A 16142-nucleotide genomic window follows, 5' to 3' on the forward strand; every position below is an offset into this window, starting at 1 on the left:
GGAGCGTGTCTTTTTCGTTTCGAATAATTGTTTGAAAGCTTGTCCGGAAGCACACTCTCTTGCTTTGTGCTCTCATTCCTCGACAAAAACAATAACAATCCACCAAAAGTTCTCTATCATCCCCAACAAGAATTGACAGACTTCCATCTCTTGGCTGTTTTATACTGGTACAAACAAGTGCAAGTACTGCTTTTGATTCTTTGTTTCAGATGAAAGGAGCAGAAGGTGGTCATTTATTTAGATGTGATTTGGCTGTTAAACTTTTGTTTTGATCTATTGCTTCTCTTACTCACTGCATTTATTCTCAAACGACAAGTAAAAAAACGGCGATATATGTTAGGAGCTCTGATTGGATCGAGCATTGTTCTCTTGCTCTTTACACCATTTGCAATGTTTGTGTCACACCCTTTGGGCAAACTGCTTTTTTCTGTCTTGATCGTGCTTGCCACTTTTGGATTTCAAAGATTTCGATCCTTTTTTCAAAACCTGTTTGCTTTTTACTTTATCACATTTTTGATGGGAGGAGGCATGATCGGGGTTCATTCGTTTTTACAAACCAATACTGTTATTCAAGACGGGCTGTTGATTTCACAAAATGATGGCTTTGGTGATCCCATTAGCTGGCTTTTCGTTTTAACCGGCTTTCCTGCGATTTGGCTGTTTTCAAAGAAAAGATTAGGAGAGGTCGGTGCGAAAAAAAGACAGTTTGATGAACAAGTCCTTGTGGAGATACACATTCACGGGGAGATCATCCGTTTAAAGGGACTCGTCGATTCCGGTAATCAGCTGTATGATCCTATGACGAAAACACCTGTGATGATCGTTCAAGCAGATCAGCTCATGTCCATTTGCGGAGAGCCATTTATAGAGCTTATGAAGCAGTCTCATCCTGTTGAAGTGATGCAAAAGCTCGATGATCAATTTCCGCTTCTTGACCGTTTAAGACTTGTTCCATATCGAGCGGTCGGTCATGATCACGGGTTTCTTCTATGCTTAAAACCAGATACGGTCATCATTTATTCAAAGACGCATATGATCCAGCCAGCCAAGTGTTTTGTAGGCATGAGTCTGAGCGGTTTATCAGCAGATCAGGAATTTCAATCCATCATTCATCCAGATATGTTAGACGGAAAAATCATCCAAGGGGTGTCTTAAGTTTTGGTGATGTCTTTTATCTTACGAGGTCAACTTGACATTTAGAAGGGAGAAGAAGATGAAAAAATTAAAATTTAAACTCACTTACTACTGGTATAAACTCCTCATGAAGCTAGGTCTTAAGAGTGATGAGATTTATTATATTGGTGGTAGTGAGGCGCTGCCGCCGCCATTATCAAAGGATGAAGAGCAGGAACTGCTTGTCAAATTACCAAAAGGTGATCAAACAGCAAGGGCCATCCTGATCGAAAGAAATTTGCGGTTGGTGGTCTATATCGCAAGAAAATTTGAAAACACAGGGATTAATATTGAGGATTTAATTAGTATTGGAACCATTGGCCTGATTAAGGCAGTCAATACATTTAACCCAGAAAAAAAGATCAAGCTTGCGACATATGCTTCGAGATGTATTGAAAACGAGATTTTGATGTATTTGCGCCGAAATAATAAAATTCGTTCAGAAGTGTCGTTTGATGAGCCGCTCAACATTGATTGGGACGGAAATGAATTGCTTTTATCAGACGTACTTGGAACAGATGATGATATTATCACGCGGGATATTGAAGCAAATGTAGATAAAAAACTGTTGAAAAAAGCGCTGGAGCAATTAAATGACCGCGAAAAGCAGATTATGGAGCTCAGATTCGGTTTAGTTGGCGGTGAAGAAAAAACCCAAAAAGATGTCGCTGATATGTTAGGCATTTCCCAGTCGTATATTTCAAGACTTGAAAAAAGAATTATTAAACGATTACAAAAAGAATTTAACAAAATGGTCTAAAAAAATTTTTTTGAAAGCTCTGTCCCTTTACTGTCAAAGGTATCAACTTCTTTTCTCATGATTCTCATCATCACTCGTGCATATTTTTCCATCCCAAGGAGATACTGAACTTTGTACAACAGCTCCTGTAGGGAGGGAAAAAAGTGTCCAGAAATAAAGTGGAAATCTGCGGAGTCGACACCTCCAAACTGCCTGTTCTGAAAAACGAAGAGATGAGAAAATTGTTCAGACAGCTGCAGGATGAGGGTGACGATACAGCAAGAGAAAAGCTAGTCAATGGCAATTTGCGGTTGGTTTTAAGTGTGATTCAGCGTTTTAACAACAGAGGCGAGTATGTGGATGATCTCTTCCAAGTAGGCTGTATCGGATTAATGAAATCAATTGATAATTTTGATTTAAGCCACAATGTCAGATTTTCAACTTACGCGGTCCCTATGATCATAGGAGAAATCCGTCGATACTTGCGTGATAACAACCCAATTCGGGTGTCTCGTTCACTTAGAGATATTGCCTACAAAGCGCTTCAGGTTCGTGAGAGGCTGATAAGTGAGACAAGCAAGGAGCCAACGGCAGAAGACATTGCCAAAGTGCTGGAAGTGCCTCATGAGGAAATTGTCTTTGCCCTAGATGCGATTCAAGATCCTGTTTCTTTGTTTGAACCGATCTATAATGACGGAGGAGATCCGATTTATGTGATGGATCAAATTAGTGATGATCGGAACAAAGACACACAATGGGTAGAGGAATTGGCCTTAAAAGAGGGAATGCGCCGATTGAATGATCGAGAAAAAATGATTCTGCGCAAACGCTTCTTCCAAGGAAAAACGCAAATGGAAGTCGCTGAAGAGATCGGAATTTCTCAAGCACAAGTCTCAAGACTTGAAAAAGCAGCCATTAAACAAATGAATAAAAACATCTTTTAAAGCCGCCGCTTCATGTGCGGCTTTTTTCATTCTTGGAAAGAGCACGTCTCTAGTATTGACTCTGTTATTTTTTTCATTTAATCTGTTTTTAACAAATGTTATTTTAGATATCATTTGTTAGGGAACACTTAAGCGGAAAGAAGGGTTATTATGACATTCCATGATGAAAGAAGGCTGCTCATTAAGGTTGCGCATATGTATTATGAAGAAGGCGCCACTCAATCTAAAATAGCAGAAGCGGTTGGGGTTAGCCGTTCGCTCATATCGAAATATTTGGCAAAAGCACGTGAAGCAGGAATCGTGGAAATCATTATTCATGATGAAGTGAATCAACAATATGGATCGTTAGAAAGAAAAATAGAGCGGAAATATGGGCTGCGAGAAGTCGTCTGTGTGGAAACGCTCAGTCAAGAAACAACAAAAAGCCGAATTGGCGCTGCGGCGGCAGGCTTTTTATTAAAAGTCATGAAGGATGGACAAGTCATCGGTTTTTCCTCAGGAACCACTTTGCATGAAATGGCGAAAGCGCTTACGTCAGTTCAGCACTACCCATCCGTGACATTTGTTCCTCTAGTCGGGGGTGTGGGAAACGAAGATGTTGATATCCATGCCAATTATATTATTGCGAGATGCACAGAGGCACTCAAATCTAAATGTGAGTTTTTACATGTGCCTGTCATGCTTGATACGAAAGAAGCGAAGGATGTACTGATTCGGCAGCCGTCAATCAAAAAAGTGATTGAACTAGGAGAATCATCAAATATTGCAGTTGTCGGGATTGGCGGGGTTCCGCAGCATTCAACGATGGTGAAATCTTATATGACAAGCGGAGAGGAGGATATTCTTCAAGCGAAGGATGTAGCGGGTGACATTTGCTATAACTTTATTGATCACCAAGGGGAAGTGTATCCTCACCCATGGAACGACCGGGTAATGGGCATAAGCCCGCAAAAGCTGAAAGAAATCCCGCTTGTCATTGGTGTTGCTGGAGGAGAAGAAAAAATTGAAGCGATCCGGGCAGCATTAGAAGGTGGATTAATTCATGTATTAATTACGGATGAACGAACAGGAGATGCCTTATTAAAGTAACTACCTAATCATATTAGGTAGTTTTTTTGAGCCTTTAGACTCAAAAAGATTGAAAATTTTATCGATTTTATCTTGACACAAAGTTGACACATCATATAAACTAAGTTCATAACAAATGATAAATAAAATAACAAATGTTACAAGAAACAGATTTTTGTTAATTTTTATAACATTTGTTAAAAGTTTCAGATTATTTTTCTAGCAATCTACCCGAGAAGCAAGAAAACCTGAAAGGATGATTTAGATGTCAATCTATCAACAGTTGTTAGCTCGAGAACGCAGTGGAGATCCAATCAAAGTAGGAATTATTGGGGCAGGCCAAATGGGCTTTGGACTTATTTCACAAATTTCTAAAATTCCAGGCATGATTGTAGCAGGTGTTTGTGATATTCACCTTAGTGCAGCAGAGAAGGCAGCGAATTTTTACAAGCAGCATGCGAAGCCGCATCAAATGGTCGTCACAAATGATTATAGAGAAGTAATTCAATCAGATTTTGTGGAAGTTGTCGTAGATGCAACAGGAGTCCCAGAGGTCGGAGCAAACATTTCTTTGGAAGCGCTTAATTCAAAGAAACATCTCGTTCTTTTAAATGTAGAAGTTGATATTACCATCGGTTTGGTGATGCATAAATTATTCACAAATGCAGGGCTTGTTTATTCTGGATCAGCTGGAGACGAACCCGCAGCTACACTAGAATTATATGAATTTGCAAAAACAATGGGACTTGAGGTGCTCGTTGCTGGGAAAGGCAAGAACAACCCATTCTTCCCAGAAGCAAATCCAGATACGTGTAAAGCAGAAGCAGATAGTAAACATATGAGTGCGCATATGCTCGCTGCCTTCCAAGACGGAACAAAAACAATGGCAGAAATGAACTTATTAAGTAACGCGACAGGGCTTTTGCCAGATAAAGTCGGTATGCACGGAGTCGAAGCAAATTTAGAGAATGTAGCAGATAAATTGAATCAAAAACAACAAGGCGGCGTGCTCGATAACTTCGGAGTCGTGGAATATGTAAACGGACTTGCTCCAGGTGTATTCGTTATCGTCAAGAGTGATCTAGAGCCAGTAGATGAAGAGCTTCGTTACTTAAAAGTTGGAAAAGGTCCTCACTACACGCTTTACCGTCCTTTCCACTTAGCGAGCCTTGAAACACCTGTTACGATCGCAAAAGCGGTCTTACAGCATGATTCATCGATCCACCCGATTGGTGTACCAGTCTCAGAAACAGTCGCTGTTGCGAAAAGAGATATTAAAGCAGGAGAATCACTTGACGGAATTGGTGGATACTCCGTAAGAGGTGTACTTGAAACACATCAAGACATGAAAACGAACGGTCACATTCCAATTGGCTTAATCAGCGGAAAAGTTGTAGCGAAAAAAGACATCAAATTAGGACAGTTCCTTACTCATGATGATGTAGAGCTTGATTCAAACACAACCGTCTGGAAGCTGCGTTCATTACAAGATCACTTATTTCAATCATAAGGACGTGAAGCTATGGAAAAATTAGCAATCGTACTTTGTATCATTCTCATTGTGCAATATGGGTTATCTTTTATCCAAATCAAGTATTACCGTAAAAGCATGGACTCACTAATTGATGACTACAGAGGGAAACAGGGATATCACTTATTCTCAGGAATGGAACGGCGCAAAGTTGGCCCTGGAGCCATTGCGCTCATCATTGTGGATGAATCATATATCATTCAAAAATGCCATGTGCTTGGCGGCGTGTCGATCTTATCTAAATTTAAAGAAGTCCCTGCATATGAAGGCAAGCATGTAGGGACTGTGCTGGACGAGCACCATATGATGAAGAAGACGTTGAAAAAGCGCAAAAAAGCGCCAGCTGTCATGCAAGCACTTTCCATGGCGGCTGAGCAGGCACTTGTCTCGATTTCGAAAAAAAATATAACAAATGTGAACTAAGGAAAGGGGAGATGAAACATGGAATGGATTCAATGGTTTGGAGAGCACTTTATCGGAATGTTTGAAGCCGGCGGAAAGCAGTTCATGGGTCTAATTACAGGTATCGTTCCAACGCTTGTTGTGTTACTTACTTTCACTTATGCTGTCATGAAATTTATTGGAGAAGAGCGAGTGAATAGAGCCATTCAGTTTGCAGCGAAATATACCATTTTGCGCTACACGTTAATGCCGATCTTATCTGTTCTTATTTTGACAAACCCAATGGCTTATACGTTTGGCCGCTTCTTACCTGAAAAACAAAAACCAGCATTCTATGATTCAGCTGTTTCATTTGTTCATCCGGTGACATCACTGTTCCCGTATGCCAACGCAGGAGAACTATTTGTCTACTTAGGAATTGCGAACGGGATTAAAGAAGCTGGATATTCAATGTCAGAGCTTGCTGTTCGTTACTTCTTAGTCGGGATCGTCGTCATTTTACTACGCGGAATCATTACTGAATGGATTACAAAATATTTAGCAGGAAAAATGAAAGCGAATTCACAATAGGGGAGGGTTAGACATGACAAACCACAAAGTATTTGTTGCAAAAGGTGCTGGCGGATGGGGAGAAGGCTTAGAGCTTGAACCAACTGGTAAAAGAAGAAAGGTTGTTTCCATTACAGGGGGAGGCATTCACCCGGTTGCACGTAAAATTGCAGAAATGACAGGGACAGAAGCATGTGACGGCTTTAAAAACTCTATACCAGAAGATGAAATGATGTGTGTTGTCATTGACTGCGGTGGAACAGCGCGAATCGGACTTTATCCAATGAAACGCATTCCTACTGTAGACGTTTTGGCATCCTCTCCTTCTGGGCCGCTTGCTAAACATATTACAGAAGATATCTTCGTATCAGGCGTAACAGAAAAAGATATTTCCTATGCAGAAGCATCTGATGGTGAGGCGAAAGCAGAAGGTCAGGAAAACAGTGAGTCGATTGACAAAGAGAATTTCAAAGAAACGTATGCAAAGCTGAAAGAGGAGAATATTGAGCGGCAGGAAAAAGGCAATTTCCTGATGAGATTCTCACGCGGAATCGGGAAAGTCACCGGTACGTTCTACCAGGCCGGCCGTGATTCTGTTGATATGCTTTTGAAAAACATTATTCCTTTCATGGCATTTGTCAGTATGTTAATTGGAATTATCAATTATACAAAAATCGGTGACCTGATTGCCCATTTTCTATCACCTTTGGCAGGATCTCTTTGGGGGCTCTTACTGCTCGTTGTGGTCTGTACACTGCCGTTCCTATCACCTGTCTTAGGACCTGGAGCAGTCATTGCCCAAGTCATCGGTGTTCTGATTGGTAGTCAAATTGCACTAGGAAACATTCCGCCTCAATTTGCACTTCCTGCACTATTTGCCATCAACGGCCAAGTAGGGTGTGATTTTATTCCAGTGGGGCTGTCACTTGGTGAAGCGAAGCCGGAAACGGTACAATATGGGGTACCAGCTGTTTTGTATAGCCGTCTTATTACAGGGGTTCTATCTGTTGTGATCGCATACGTTGCCAGCTTCGGTATGTATTAAGTATTAAAGGAGGAATCGAGATACATGGTAACACAATCTGTCGTAAAAGAAATTGGGATCTTAGTCCCTCAATTTAAAGAAGATAAGCTGATTGTTTTATTTGGACCCGCAGCGCCGCAGGAATTAAGAGATATGTCTGTCATTCATGAGTTCGAGCATCTAGAAGAAGAGCCGCTGAAGCTAGGCGGAACCATTCAAGTGGGCGATCAAACGTACACGATCACAGCCCTCGGCAATAAAGCAAATGAGAACTTTAAAGAGCTCGGCCATATTTCGATCTACTTCCAAGAGCCGTTTGATGATGTATTACCAGGCGCTGTTTTTGCATCCCCCCACACGTTTCCTGATATAAAAGAAGGCGTACGAATTGAAATTTCGTAACCATGTAAAAAAAGCTGTTCCTAATTAGGAGCAGCTTTTTTATATGAGGTTTACCAGAAAGAGCATTTACGATATGCTGTAAACATTCATTATTTGTATATTCAGAATTTTTAATCAGGAGGAAGTTATGGTGTCACTTGAATTGAAGAATGTTTCATTAAAAAGAAATGGGAAATGGCTGCTGCAGTCTATTGACTGGCAGGTGAACAAGCAGGAACACTGGGTGCTTTACGGTTTAAATGGTGCGGGAAAAACCGCTTTATTAAATATGCTCTGCTCCTATTATTTCCCCACGTCAGGCGAGATGACAGTGCTGGGACATGTCTTTGGCAAGGAAGCTCTTGGTGAAAAGCTCAGGAGGAAAATTGGTCTCATCTCAGCGGGACTTGAAAAGAAATTGCATAGAGACGACAATGCTTTTGAAATTGTACTTAGCGGCGCATTTGCTTCTATCGGGCTTTATGAAACCCCGACAGATGAAATGAGAGAGAATGCCATTGATCTATTAAAAGCATTTGGTTCATTCAAATATGCCAACAGAACATATGAAACCCTCTCACAGGGAGAGAAGCAAAAAGTCTTGATTGCGAGGGCTTTAATGAATGATCCGCAGCTTTTGATTTTAGATGAACCTGTGACGGGTCTTGATTTTTTAGCAAGAGAGCAAGTGCTGGAGACCATCTCATTTATTGCAGCAAAGCCTGATGCGCCTACTTTGCTCTATACGACCCATCATGCAGAGGAGATTCTGCCTGTTTTTCAGCACACCTTATTATTAAAAGATGGATCTGTTTTTGATCAAGGAGAAACAAAAGAAATGATGACAAGCGGCTTGCTTTCTTCTTTTTTTGAATGTCCGGTAGATGTCATGTGGAGAAATGGCCGTCCGCATTTAAGTAAATTGTAGATAAAAGAAACTATTGGTCTGCGTCCCTGCTTTTCCATCATACATATTATAGTAGAAAACGAAAGGCGGGGAAGGACAGATGATCAGTATTTCTGAATTCCAAATCAAGGATGTCGTCGATGTATCCAGCGGAAAAAAACTAGGCACCATTGGGGACATTGATATTAATGTGACAAGCGGCAAAATACAAGCGATTATTATTGGCGGCACAGGGAAAATGATGGGATTTTTCGGAAAAGAAGAGGAAATGATCGTCCCTTGGCGAAATATAGTAAAAATTGGCGAAGATGTGATACTTGTCCGATTGTCTTCTTAATTCATATAACTCCTCAATGAATCATTCAATTTTTCCTTAAAACAAACTCTCCATTCTCAGCAAACAATGTCTTTTTCGGGTAAAAAGATTACGTTTTCATATCAATTTGAAAAAAAACCTGCAGAAAGGGCACATTTGAGTGTAATATTTAATGAATCCCACTAACTGTCTATGCATGTCTTGTGGTAAAATAGGAGCGATATAAAGAGAGATGAATGAAAGGTGGGAGGCAGCTTTGACACACAAATATGACCCCTTTCAGCAGAAATCACCATATGCAATGACCATTCATGATTGGACGAACATGACATGTTCTGGAAAAGAGGTATTGGCCGGATTTACGACAAAAAATGGCGGCTTCAGCCTACCTCCATATCAATCATTGAACACTGGACTCCATGTAGGAGATGATGCTTCTAGTGTTCAAATGAATCGTCAAGTCATAGCAGATGCTGCTGCTGTGCCGCTCTCTGATTGGGTGTTTGCAGACCAAACACACGAGGATCGCATCCTGAAAGTCACCAAGGAGCAAAGAGGAAGAGGAAGTCTTCATTATCATGAGGCACTGCCTGGTACAGACGGTTTATATACCTCTGAGACGAACATGATGCTCGCTCTTTGTTTCGCTGATTGTGTTCCGCTTTATTTTCTAGCTCCGCAAAACGGATTAATTGGAACGGCTCATGCCGGCTGGAAAGGAACCGTCAAGCAAATTGGTGCAAAGATGGTTGATGAATGGGTCCGCCAAGAAGGTGCCAAGGCCGATCATATTCAAGTCGTCATTGGACCATCCATTGGCAGCTGCTGCTACATAGTCGATGACGCAGTCATGGATCAAGTGAAACAGCTTCCTTTTTCAACAGAGGATGTGTATTCCGAGATTTCACAAGGACAATATAAAATTGATTTGAAAACATTAAACAAAAACGTATTGCTTCATGCAGGAATAAAAGAAGAAAACATACATGTCAGTTCGATGTGTACAAGCTGCAATGATCAGCTATTCTTCTCACACCGGCGTGATCAAGGCAAAACAGGACGTATGATGTCTTTTGTCGGGTTTAAGGAGGCATAAGTGCAATTGAATGTACGAGAGAATCTCAGACAAATAAATGAACAAATAAACGAAGCATGTAAAAGAGCCGGTAGACATCCAGCAGATGTATCGGTCGTTGCTGTGACAAAGTATGTCTCAATTGAACGAGCACAAGAAGCCAAAGAAGCAGGAATTATGCATTTTGGTGAAAATCGTGACCAAGGGTTACTTGAAAAGCAGGCGGCCATAACCGATGAAAACATTAGCTGGCACTTCATCGGCAGTTTACAAACACGTAAAGTGAAATCTGTCATTCAGACAATTGACTACTTACATTCGCTCGACAGGATGTCTCTTGCGAATGAAATTGAAAAAAGAGCGGATCACACAGTTCGCTGTTTTGTACAAGTGAACACGTCACTTGAGGAGTCAAAACACGGCTTGAAAAGTGAAGACGTCATTCCATTTGTGAAGCAGCTCGCTGATTTCAAACAGATTGAAATTGCAGGACTGATGACGATGGCTCCATTTACAGATGATCACACTGTGATTCGAAACTGTTTTAAAACATTAAAAAACCTTCGAGAAGAAGTAAAACATCTTAACCAAGTAAATGCACCTTGTCAGCATTTATCGATGGGCATGTCAAATGATTTTGAAATCGCAATTGAAGAAGGTGCGACATTCGTTCGGATTGGCTCTTCACTTGTTGGAAATGAAACAGGAGGTGCGTGACATGAGCATAAAAAATAAGTTTAAAAGCTTTTTCACTCTCGATGATGAAGAGTATGAGTACGAATATATTGATGAAGAAAGAGAACCCGTTCAAGAAGAAAAAGGAACGAAGGACAAAGCAGCATTTCAAGATCGTCCGCAGACAGGAAAACAAAATGTTGTCAGCTTGCAAAGCGTGCAAAAATCCTCTAAAGTGGTGTTAAGTGAGCCGCGTGTTTATGCAGAAGCGCAGGAGATTGCAGACCATATTAAAAACAGACGTGCAGTCGTCGTGAATTTGCAGCGCATTCAGCATGATCAAGCAAAGCGAATCATTGACTTCTTAAGCGGAACCGTTTATGCAATCGGTGGAGACATCCAGCGTATTGGCTCGAATATATTCCTCTGCACACCTGATAATGTAGATGTATCTGGCACAATATCAGAGCTATTGACAGAGGAAGAACCTCAGAGGTGGTAAATCATAGTGATTCTAAATTTCATTTTTAATATTTTAGGAACGGTATTAACGATTTACTCATTCGCGATTATTATTTACATCTTTATGTCATGGGTGCCATCTGCAAGAGAAACTGTGTTTGGCCGTTTTCTGACAAATATTTGCGAACCGTATTTAGAACCATTTCGTAAAATTATTCCGCCAATCGGCATGATTGACATCTCGCCGATTGTGGCATTGCTTGTGATTCGTTTTGCATCATCATATGGACTAACTGGTCTTTACAATATGATTGTGCGCTTCATGTAAACAGGCTGCCGGGCTTGGCACTGCCAGGCTCTTTTACATAAGAGGGGAACAAAATGAGCGATATCTATCAGCATTTTAGAAAAGACGAACAGCCATTTGTTGACCAAGTGTTAGGCTGGAAAAAAATCGCACTCGACCAATATCGAATGAAATTAACAGATTTTCTTGATCCGCGTGAGCAATTTATTACTGAATCCGTCATCCAGCATGGCGAAGAACTTGGGATCATGTTTTTTGGCGGGTATGAGGGAGCGGAGCGCAAAAGAGCTCTCATTTATCCTGATTATTTAGAACCTTCTATTCAAGATGTTGAGCTGTCATATTTTCAGGTGAACTATGCGAAAAAGTTTATTTCCTTAGAACACCCGAAGCTTCTCGGCTCATTGATCGGGACAGGCTTGAAGCGTCAAAAATTCGGAGATCTATTATTTTCAGAGGAAGATGTGCAATTTATTTGTACAAGTGATGTCGCCGATTTTGTGCGGGCGCAGCTGACACATGTCGGCAGAGCAGCCGTTTCATTAGAGGAAATCACGCAGGCAGAAATAAAGCCAGTGATCACGAAGACTGATATCAAAGAAGATACCATTTCTTCACTTCGGCTGGATGCTGTATGCGCTGCTGTCAGCCGTCAGTCTCGGCAAAAAGCACAGCTTTTAGTCAAAAATGGGCTTGTCAAAGTCAATTGGAAAGTCACTGAGGACCCTTCCTTTACAATCGGTGAAGGCGATCAGCTCTCTGTTCGGGGATTTGGCCGCTTTAGCCTCAAAACGATTGATGGGAAGACCAAAAAAGATAAATTCAAAGTAACATTTGAGCTTCTGACATAACGAACTTGAATCTGGAGGTGGCGAGGTTGCCATTAACACCTAATGATATTCATAATAAAACGTTCACAAAAAGCTTTCGCGGCTATGACGAAGACGAAGTAAACGAGTTTTTAAGCCAAGTACGTAAAGACTACGAGATCGTACTTCGTAAAAAGAACGAGCTTGAAGACAAAGTAAACGAGCTTGACGAAAGACTAGGTCATTTTGCAACAATTGAAGAGACATTAAACAAATCGATTCTTGTGGCGCAGGAAGCAGCGGAAGACGTAAAGCGTCATTCTGATAAAGAAGCAAAATTGATTATTCGTGAAGCAGAGAAAAATGCAGACCGTATTATCAACGAAGCGCTGTCAAAATCAAGAAAGATTGCAATGGAAATCGAAGAGCTGAAGAAACAGTCGAAGGTCTTTAGAACTCGCTTCCAAATGCTCATCGAAGCGCAGCTTGATCTTCTGAAAAATGACGATTGGGATCATTTACTGGAATATGAAGTAGACGCTGTCTTTGACGAAAAAGAATAAGCGCATCATCTTGACATGACGTGCTCATGTTGCATATAATACCATCATAAATTAACAAGAGATAAACGTTTGAAAGGGACACTCGCAGCTGTCACATGCGTAATAAAGCGAATCAGGGATGGTGGAAGCCTGACATTACGAGACGCTGCAATGAGATCACCCCTTTAGTTCCTTTTCTGAAAAACCAGTAAGAAAAGGCGTCTGATCACGTTACGATTTTTGAGTGGATAAGCGGCTCTTTCATATCGCTTGTCTAAAAGGGTGGTACCGCGAGACAAGCCTTCTCGTCCCTTATGGGATGAGAGGGCTTTTTTTATTGTTTTTTAATCAGAATTTGCATGTGGAGGAATGGGTATGAACTACAAAGACACCTTATTAATGCCGAAAACAGAATTCCCGATGAGAGGGAACTTGCCGAACAAAGAGCCTGAAATCCAAGAGGAATGGGCAGAGAAAGACATCTATCAAATGGTTTTAGAGCGGACTAAAGGACGCCCGACGTTTATTTTGCATGATGGACCTCCATATGCGAATGGTGACATTCATATGGGGCATGCACTCAATAAAATCCTAAAAGATTTTATCGTCCGTTTTAAATCAATGAACGGGTACCATGCACCGTACGTACCGGGCTGGGATACACACGGGTTGCCAATTGAAACAGCTCTCACTAAAAATAAAAAAGTAAAACGCAAAGAAATGTCTACAGCAGAATTCCGCAAACTATGCGAGGAGTATGCTTGGAAGCAAATTGAAGGTCAGCGCAGCCAGTTTAAGCGATTAGGCGTCAGAGCAGACTGGGACAATCCATATGTCACATTAAAGCCTGAATACGAAGCGCAGCAAATTCTTGTCTTTGGTGAAATGGCGAAGAGAGGCTATATCTATAAAGGATTAAAGCCTGTTAACTGGTCTCCTTCAAGTGAATCAGCCCTCGCTGAAGCGGAAATTGAATATAAAGACAAACGTTCACCATCGATTTACGTTTCGTTTAAAGTAAAAGATGGCAAAGGCGTTCTTGAAAACGGCGAACAATTCATTATCTGGACAACAACACCTTGGACGCTTCCTGCAAACCTTGGCATTTGTGTTCATCCAAACTTAGAGTACAGTGTTCTTCAAGTAGGTGCTGAGCGATATGTTGTCGCATCTGAGCTCGTTGAACAAGTGGCAAAAACGCTTGGCTTTGAAGAGTATGAAGTCGTGAAAACATTAAAAGGAAAAGAATTAGATAACGTCGTTGCAGAGCATCCGATTTATGGTAGAGATTCTCTTGTGATGCTTGGTGACCACGTGACAACTGATGCGGGAACAGGCTGTGTTCACACAGCACCAGGCCACGGGGAAGATGACTTTATTGTCGGTATGAAATACGGTCTTGATGTGCTCTGTCCAGTGGATGAAAAAGGTGTGATGACAGATGAGGCGCCTGGTTTTGAAGGACTATTCTACGAGGATGCCAATAAAGCCATCACAGAACAGCTTGAAGCAAAAGGTGCGCTGAAAAAGCTCGACTTTATCACACACTCCTACCCGCATGACTGGAGAACGAAAAAACCAACGATTTATCGTGCGACAGCTCAGTGGTTTGCATCCATTAAAGATTTTAGAGAAGCGTTATTAGACAATATTAAAGAAACGAAATGGGTTCCAGCATGGGGAGAAACACGCCTGTTCAATATGGTGCGTGACAGAGGTGACTGGTGTATTTCAAGACAGCGTGTATGGGGCGTTCCAATTCCAGTCTTTTATGCGGAAAATGGTGAGCCGATCATCACGGACGAAACCATTCAGCATGTATCTCAATTATTTAGAGAGCATGGCTCGAATATTTGGTTTGAAAAAGAAGCAAAAGAGCTATTGCCAGAAGGCTTTACACATCCAGGCAGCCCGAATGGTGAATTCACAAAAGAGCAGGACATCATGGATGTATGGTTTGATTCCGGGTCTTCTCACCAAGCTGTTTTAGAAGAAAGGGATGACCTAGTCCGTCCGGCAGATCTTTATCTTGAAGGCTCTGATCAATATCGCGGCTGGTTTAACTCCTCTTTATCAACAGCAGTTGCTGTTACTGGAAAAGCACCATATAAAGGGGTCCTAAGCCACGGCTTTACGCTTGATAAAGAAGGACGTAAGATGAGTAAATCATTAGGCAATACGATTGATCCAACGAAGGTCGCGAAGCAGCTTGGTGCAGAAATTCTTAGACTTTGGGTATCTTCTGTCAACTATCAAGCCGATCATCCAGTGTCTGATGATATTTTGAAACAAGTAGCAGAAGTCTATCGTAAGATCCGTAACACCTTCCGCTTCCTGCATGGAAACTTATTTGACTTTGACCCAGCAGTTAATGCCGTGCCAGTAGAAGAGCTTCGCGAAGTGGATCAATACATCATGATCAAATTAAACAAATTGATTGATAAAGTGAAAAAAGCTTATGATGATTACGAATTTGCGGTCGTCTATCATGCGATTCACAATTTCTGTACGATTGAGCTCAGCTCTTTCTATCTCGATTTTGCAAAGGACGTCGTCTACATTGAGCATGCCGATCATCCAGACCGCCGCAGCATGCAGACGGTCTTCTACGAAACATTAATGGCTTTAGTGAAGCTGACTGCACCAATTCTTCCGCATACCGCAGATGAATTATGGAGCCACTTAAGCTTTGTTGAAGAGCCAAGTGTTCAGTTAACAGATATGCCAGAAGGTGTGCTAGTTCCTCAAGCTGAAGCGACAGAAACGAAGTTTGACCGCTTTATGGAGGTACGTGACGATGTGCTAAAAGCGCTGGAGATTGCGCGTAATGAGAAAGTCATCGGACGTTCACTTGAAGCAAGTGTGACGCTTTATGCGACAGATGAAGTGAAAAACCTTCTTGCATCCATTAAAGAAGATGTGAAGCAGCTCTTTATCATCTCTGAATTAACGGTAGAAGATGAGCAGCATGCAGATACATCAGCGCCTGAATATGCATCAGGACGAATTGTGGTTCAAAAAGCAGAAGGAGAACTGTGCGAGCGTTCCCGCATTATTTCAAAAGACGTTGGGGCAAATCCGAAATACCCAACATTGTCGCTGAAAAATGCTGAAATCGTGGAGAAATATTACCAGAATTAACAGTGCGATATCACAAGCTGGCGCCCCGTCATATGCGGGGCGTTTTCTTTTATGAGAAAATGACAGCGTTTAGAACGAAAGGAAAAATCTTATGGCT

18 protein-coding genes are annotated in these 16142 nt (G+C 41.5%); all 18 read left to right on the top strand.

The genetic code is table 11. The features are described from left to right. Positions 1-225 precede the first annotated feature (225 nt). The 18 genes from spoIIGA (at position 226) to ileS (ending at position 16045) form a co-directional block, all read left to right on the top strand. Entirely contained in the window at positions 226-1155 is a 930-nt protein-coding gene (spoIIGA, locus tag NSU13_RS07375) for a sigma-E processing peptidase SpoIIGA (RefSeq protein WP_046310869.1), read from the top strand. Positions 1156-1213: 58 nt separating this feature from the next. After that, the gene (sigE, locus tag NSU13_RS07380; RefSeq protein WP_007499746.1) at positions 1214-1933 is read left to right on the top strand and encodes an RNA polymerase sporulation sigma factor SigE; all 720 of its coding nucleotides are present in this window, start codon (positions 1214-1216) and stop codon (positions 1931-1933) included. Positions 1934-2076: 143 nt separating this feature from the next. Then, positions 2077-2856 (top strand): RNA polymerase sporulation sigma factor SigG, encoded by a 780-nt coding sequence (gene sigG / locus NSU13_RS07385; RefSeq protein WP_024424250.1) that lies wholly within the window; start codon positions 2077-2079, stop codon positions 2854-2856. Between the two features lie 150 nt (positions 2857-3006). Continuing rightward, a complete protein-coding gene (locus tag NSU13_RS07390) occupies positions 3007-3945 on the top strand; it encodes a sugar-binding transcriptional regulator (RefSeq protein ID WP_046310871.1) in 939 nt (312 codons plus the stop codon). A gap of 244 nt (positions 3946-4189) precedes the next feature. Next, the gene (locus NSU13_RS07395; protein ID WP_024426935.1) at positions 4190-5434 is read left to right on the top strand and encodes an SAF domain-containing protein; all 1245 of its coding nucleotides are present in this window, start codon (positions 4190-4192) and stop codon (positions 5432-5434) included. 12 nt (positions 5435-5446) lie between these two features. Further along, positions 5447-5878 (top strand): transcriptional regulator GutM, encoded by a 432-nt coding sequence (locus NSU13_RS07400; RefSeq protein ID WP_087977397.1) that lies wholly within the window; start codon positions 5447-5449, stop codon positions 5876-5878. Between the two features lie 18 nt (positions 5879-5896). Next, positions 5897-6427 carry a PTS glucitol/sorbitol transporter subunit IIC gene (locus NSU13_RS07405; protein ID WP_024424246.1) on the top strand — a complete coding sequence of 177 codons (531 nt, stop codon included), beginning with the start codon at positions 5897-5899 and terminating at the stop codon, positions 6425-6427. 13 nt (positions 6428-6440) lie between these two features. Next, positions 6441-7451, top strand: a complete 1011-nt coding sequence (locus tag NSU13_RS07410) for a PTS glucitol/sorbitol transporter subunit IIB (RefSeq protein ID WP_024426936.1) — start codon at positions 6441-6443, stop codon at positions 7449-7451. Positions 7452-7475: 24 nt separating this feature from the next. After that, entirely contained in the window at positions 7476-7832 is a 357-nt protein-coding gene (locus NSU13_RS07415) for a PTS glucitol/sorbitol transporter subunit IIA (RefSeq protein ID WP_111927335.1), read from the top strand. Positions 7833-7962: 130 nt separating this feature from the next. Then, positions 7963-8739, top strand: a complete 777-nt coding sequence (locus tag NSU13_RS07420; RefSeq protein WP_342489967.1) for an ABC transporter ATP-binding protein — start codon at positions 7963-7965, stop codon at positions 8737-8739. A gap of 79 nt (positions 8740-8818) precedes the next feature. Next, positions 8819-9055 carry a YlmC/YmxH family sporulation protein gene (locus NSU13_RS07425; protein WP_008344958.1) on the top strand — a complete coding sequence of 79 codons (237 nt, stop codon included), beginning with the start codon at positions 8819-8821 and terminating at the stop codon, positions 9053-9055. Between the two features lie 235 nt (positions 9056-9290). Next, positions 9291-10130 (top strand): peptidoglycan editing factor PgeF, encoded by an 840-nt coding sequence (pgeF, locus tag NSU13_RS07430; protein WP_024426938.1) that lies wholly within the window; start codon positions 9291-9293, stop codon positions 10128-10130. A gap of 6 nt (positions 10131-10136) precedes the next feature. Continuing rightward, a complete protein-coding gene (locus tag NSU13_RS07435; protein ID WP_041118124.1) occupies positions 10137-10826 on the top strand; it encodes a YggS family pyridoxal phosphate-dependent enzyme in 690 nt (229 codons plus the stop codon). A gap of 1 nt (position 10827) precedes the next feature. Beyond that, entirely contained in the window at positions 10828-11286 is a 459-nt protein-coding gene (sepF, locus tag NSU13_RS07440) for a cell division protein SepF (protein ID WP_024424241.1), read from the top strand. 6 nt (positions 11287-11292) lie between these two features. Beyond that, positions 11293-11574: a YggT family protein gene (locus NSU13_RS07445; protein ID WP_024424240.1), complete on the top strand. Its 282-nt coding sequence runs from the start codon at positions 11293-11295 to the stop codon at positions 11572-11574. A 53-nt stretch (positions 11575-11627) separates the two neighbouring features. Next, positions 11628-12404 carry an RNA-binding protein gene (locus NSU13_RS07450; RefSeq protein ID WP_024424239.1) on the top strand — a complete coding sequence of 259 codons (777 nt, stop codon included), beginning with the start codon at positions 11628-11630 and terminating at the stop codon, positions 12402-12404. 26 nt (positions 12405-12430) lie between these two features. Beyond that, positions 12431-12925 carry a DivIVA domain-containing protein gene (locus NSU13_RS07455; protein WP_008344947.1) on the top strand — a complete coding sequence of 165 codons (495 nt, stop codon included), beginning with the start codon at positions 12431-12433 and terminating at the stop codon, positions 12923-12925. Positions 12926-13279: 354 nt separating this feature from the next. Then, positions 13280-16045, top strand: a complete 2766-nt coding sequence (gene ileS / locus NSU13_RS07460) for an isoleucine--tRNA ligase (RefSeq protein ID WP_065214330.1) — start codon at positions 13280-13282, stop codon at positions 16043-16045. Positions 16046-16142: the final 97 nt, after the last annotated feature.

It is taken from the genome of Bacillus sp. FSL M8-0049, assembly GCF_038593355.1.
GTDB lineage: Bacteria > Bacillota > Bacilli > Bacillales > Bacillaceae > Bacillus > Bacillus safensis.

What these genes read in the sequence shown, in the direction of transcription:
- NSU13_RS07395 (WP_024426935.1), top strand. Translation starts at nt 4,190, where the DNA reads ATGTCAATCTATCAACAGTTGTTAGCTCGAGAACGCAGTGGAGATCCA.
- ileS (WP_065214330.1), top strand. Translation starts at nt 13,280, where the DNA reads ATGAACTACAAAGACACCTTATTAATGCCGAAAACAGAATTCCCGATG.
- NSU13_RS07415 (WP_111927335.1), top strand. Translation starts at nt 7,476, where the DNA reads ATGGTAACACAATCTGTCGTAAAAGAAATTGGGATCTTAGTCCCTCAA.
- NSU13_RS07390 (WP_046310871.1), top strand. Translation starts at nt 3,007, where the DNA reads ATGACATTCCATGATGAAAGAAGGCTGCTCATTAAGGTTGCGCATATG.
- NSU13_RS07405 (WP_024424246.1), top strand. Translation starts at nt 5,897, where the DNA reads ATGGAATGGATTCAATGGTTTGGAGAGCACTTTATCGGAATGTTTGAA.
- sigE (WP_007499746.1), top strand. Translation starts at nt 1,214, where the DNA reads ATGAAAAAATTAAAATTTAAACTCACTTACTACTGGTATAAACTCCTC.
- NSU13_RS07425 (WP_008344958.1), top strand. Translation starts at nt 8,819, where the DNA reads ATGATCAGTATTTCTGAATTCCAAATCAAGGATGTCGTCGATGTATCC.
- sepF (WP_024424241.1), top strand. Translation starts at nt 10,828, where the DNA reads ATGAGCATAAAAAATAAGTTTAAAAGCTTTTTCACTCTCGATGATGAA.
- NSU13_RS07450 (WP_024424239.1), top strand. Translation starts at nt 11,628, where the DNA reads ATGAGCGATATCTATCAGCATTTTAGAAAAGACGAACAGCCATTTGTT.
- NSU13_RS07410 (WP_024426936.1), top strand. Translation starts at nt 6,441, where the DNA reads ATGACAAACCACAAAGTATTTGTTGCAAAAGGTGCTGGCGGATGGGGA.
- NSU13_RS07400 (WP_087977397.1), top strand. Translation starts at nt 5,447, where the DNA reads ATGGAAAAATTAGCAATCGTACTTTGTATCATTCTCATTGTGCAATAT.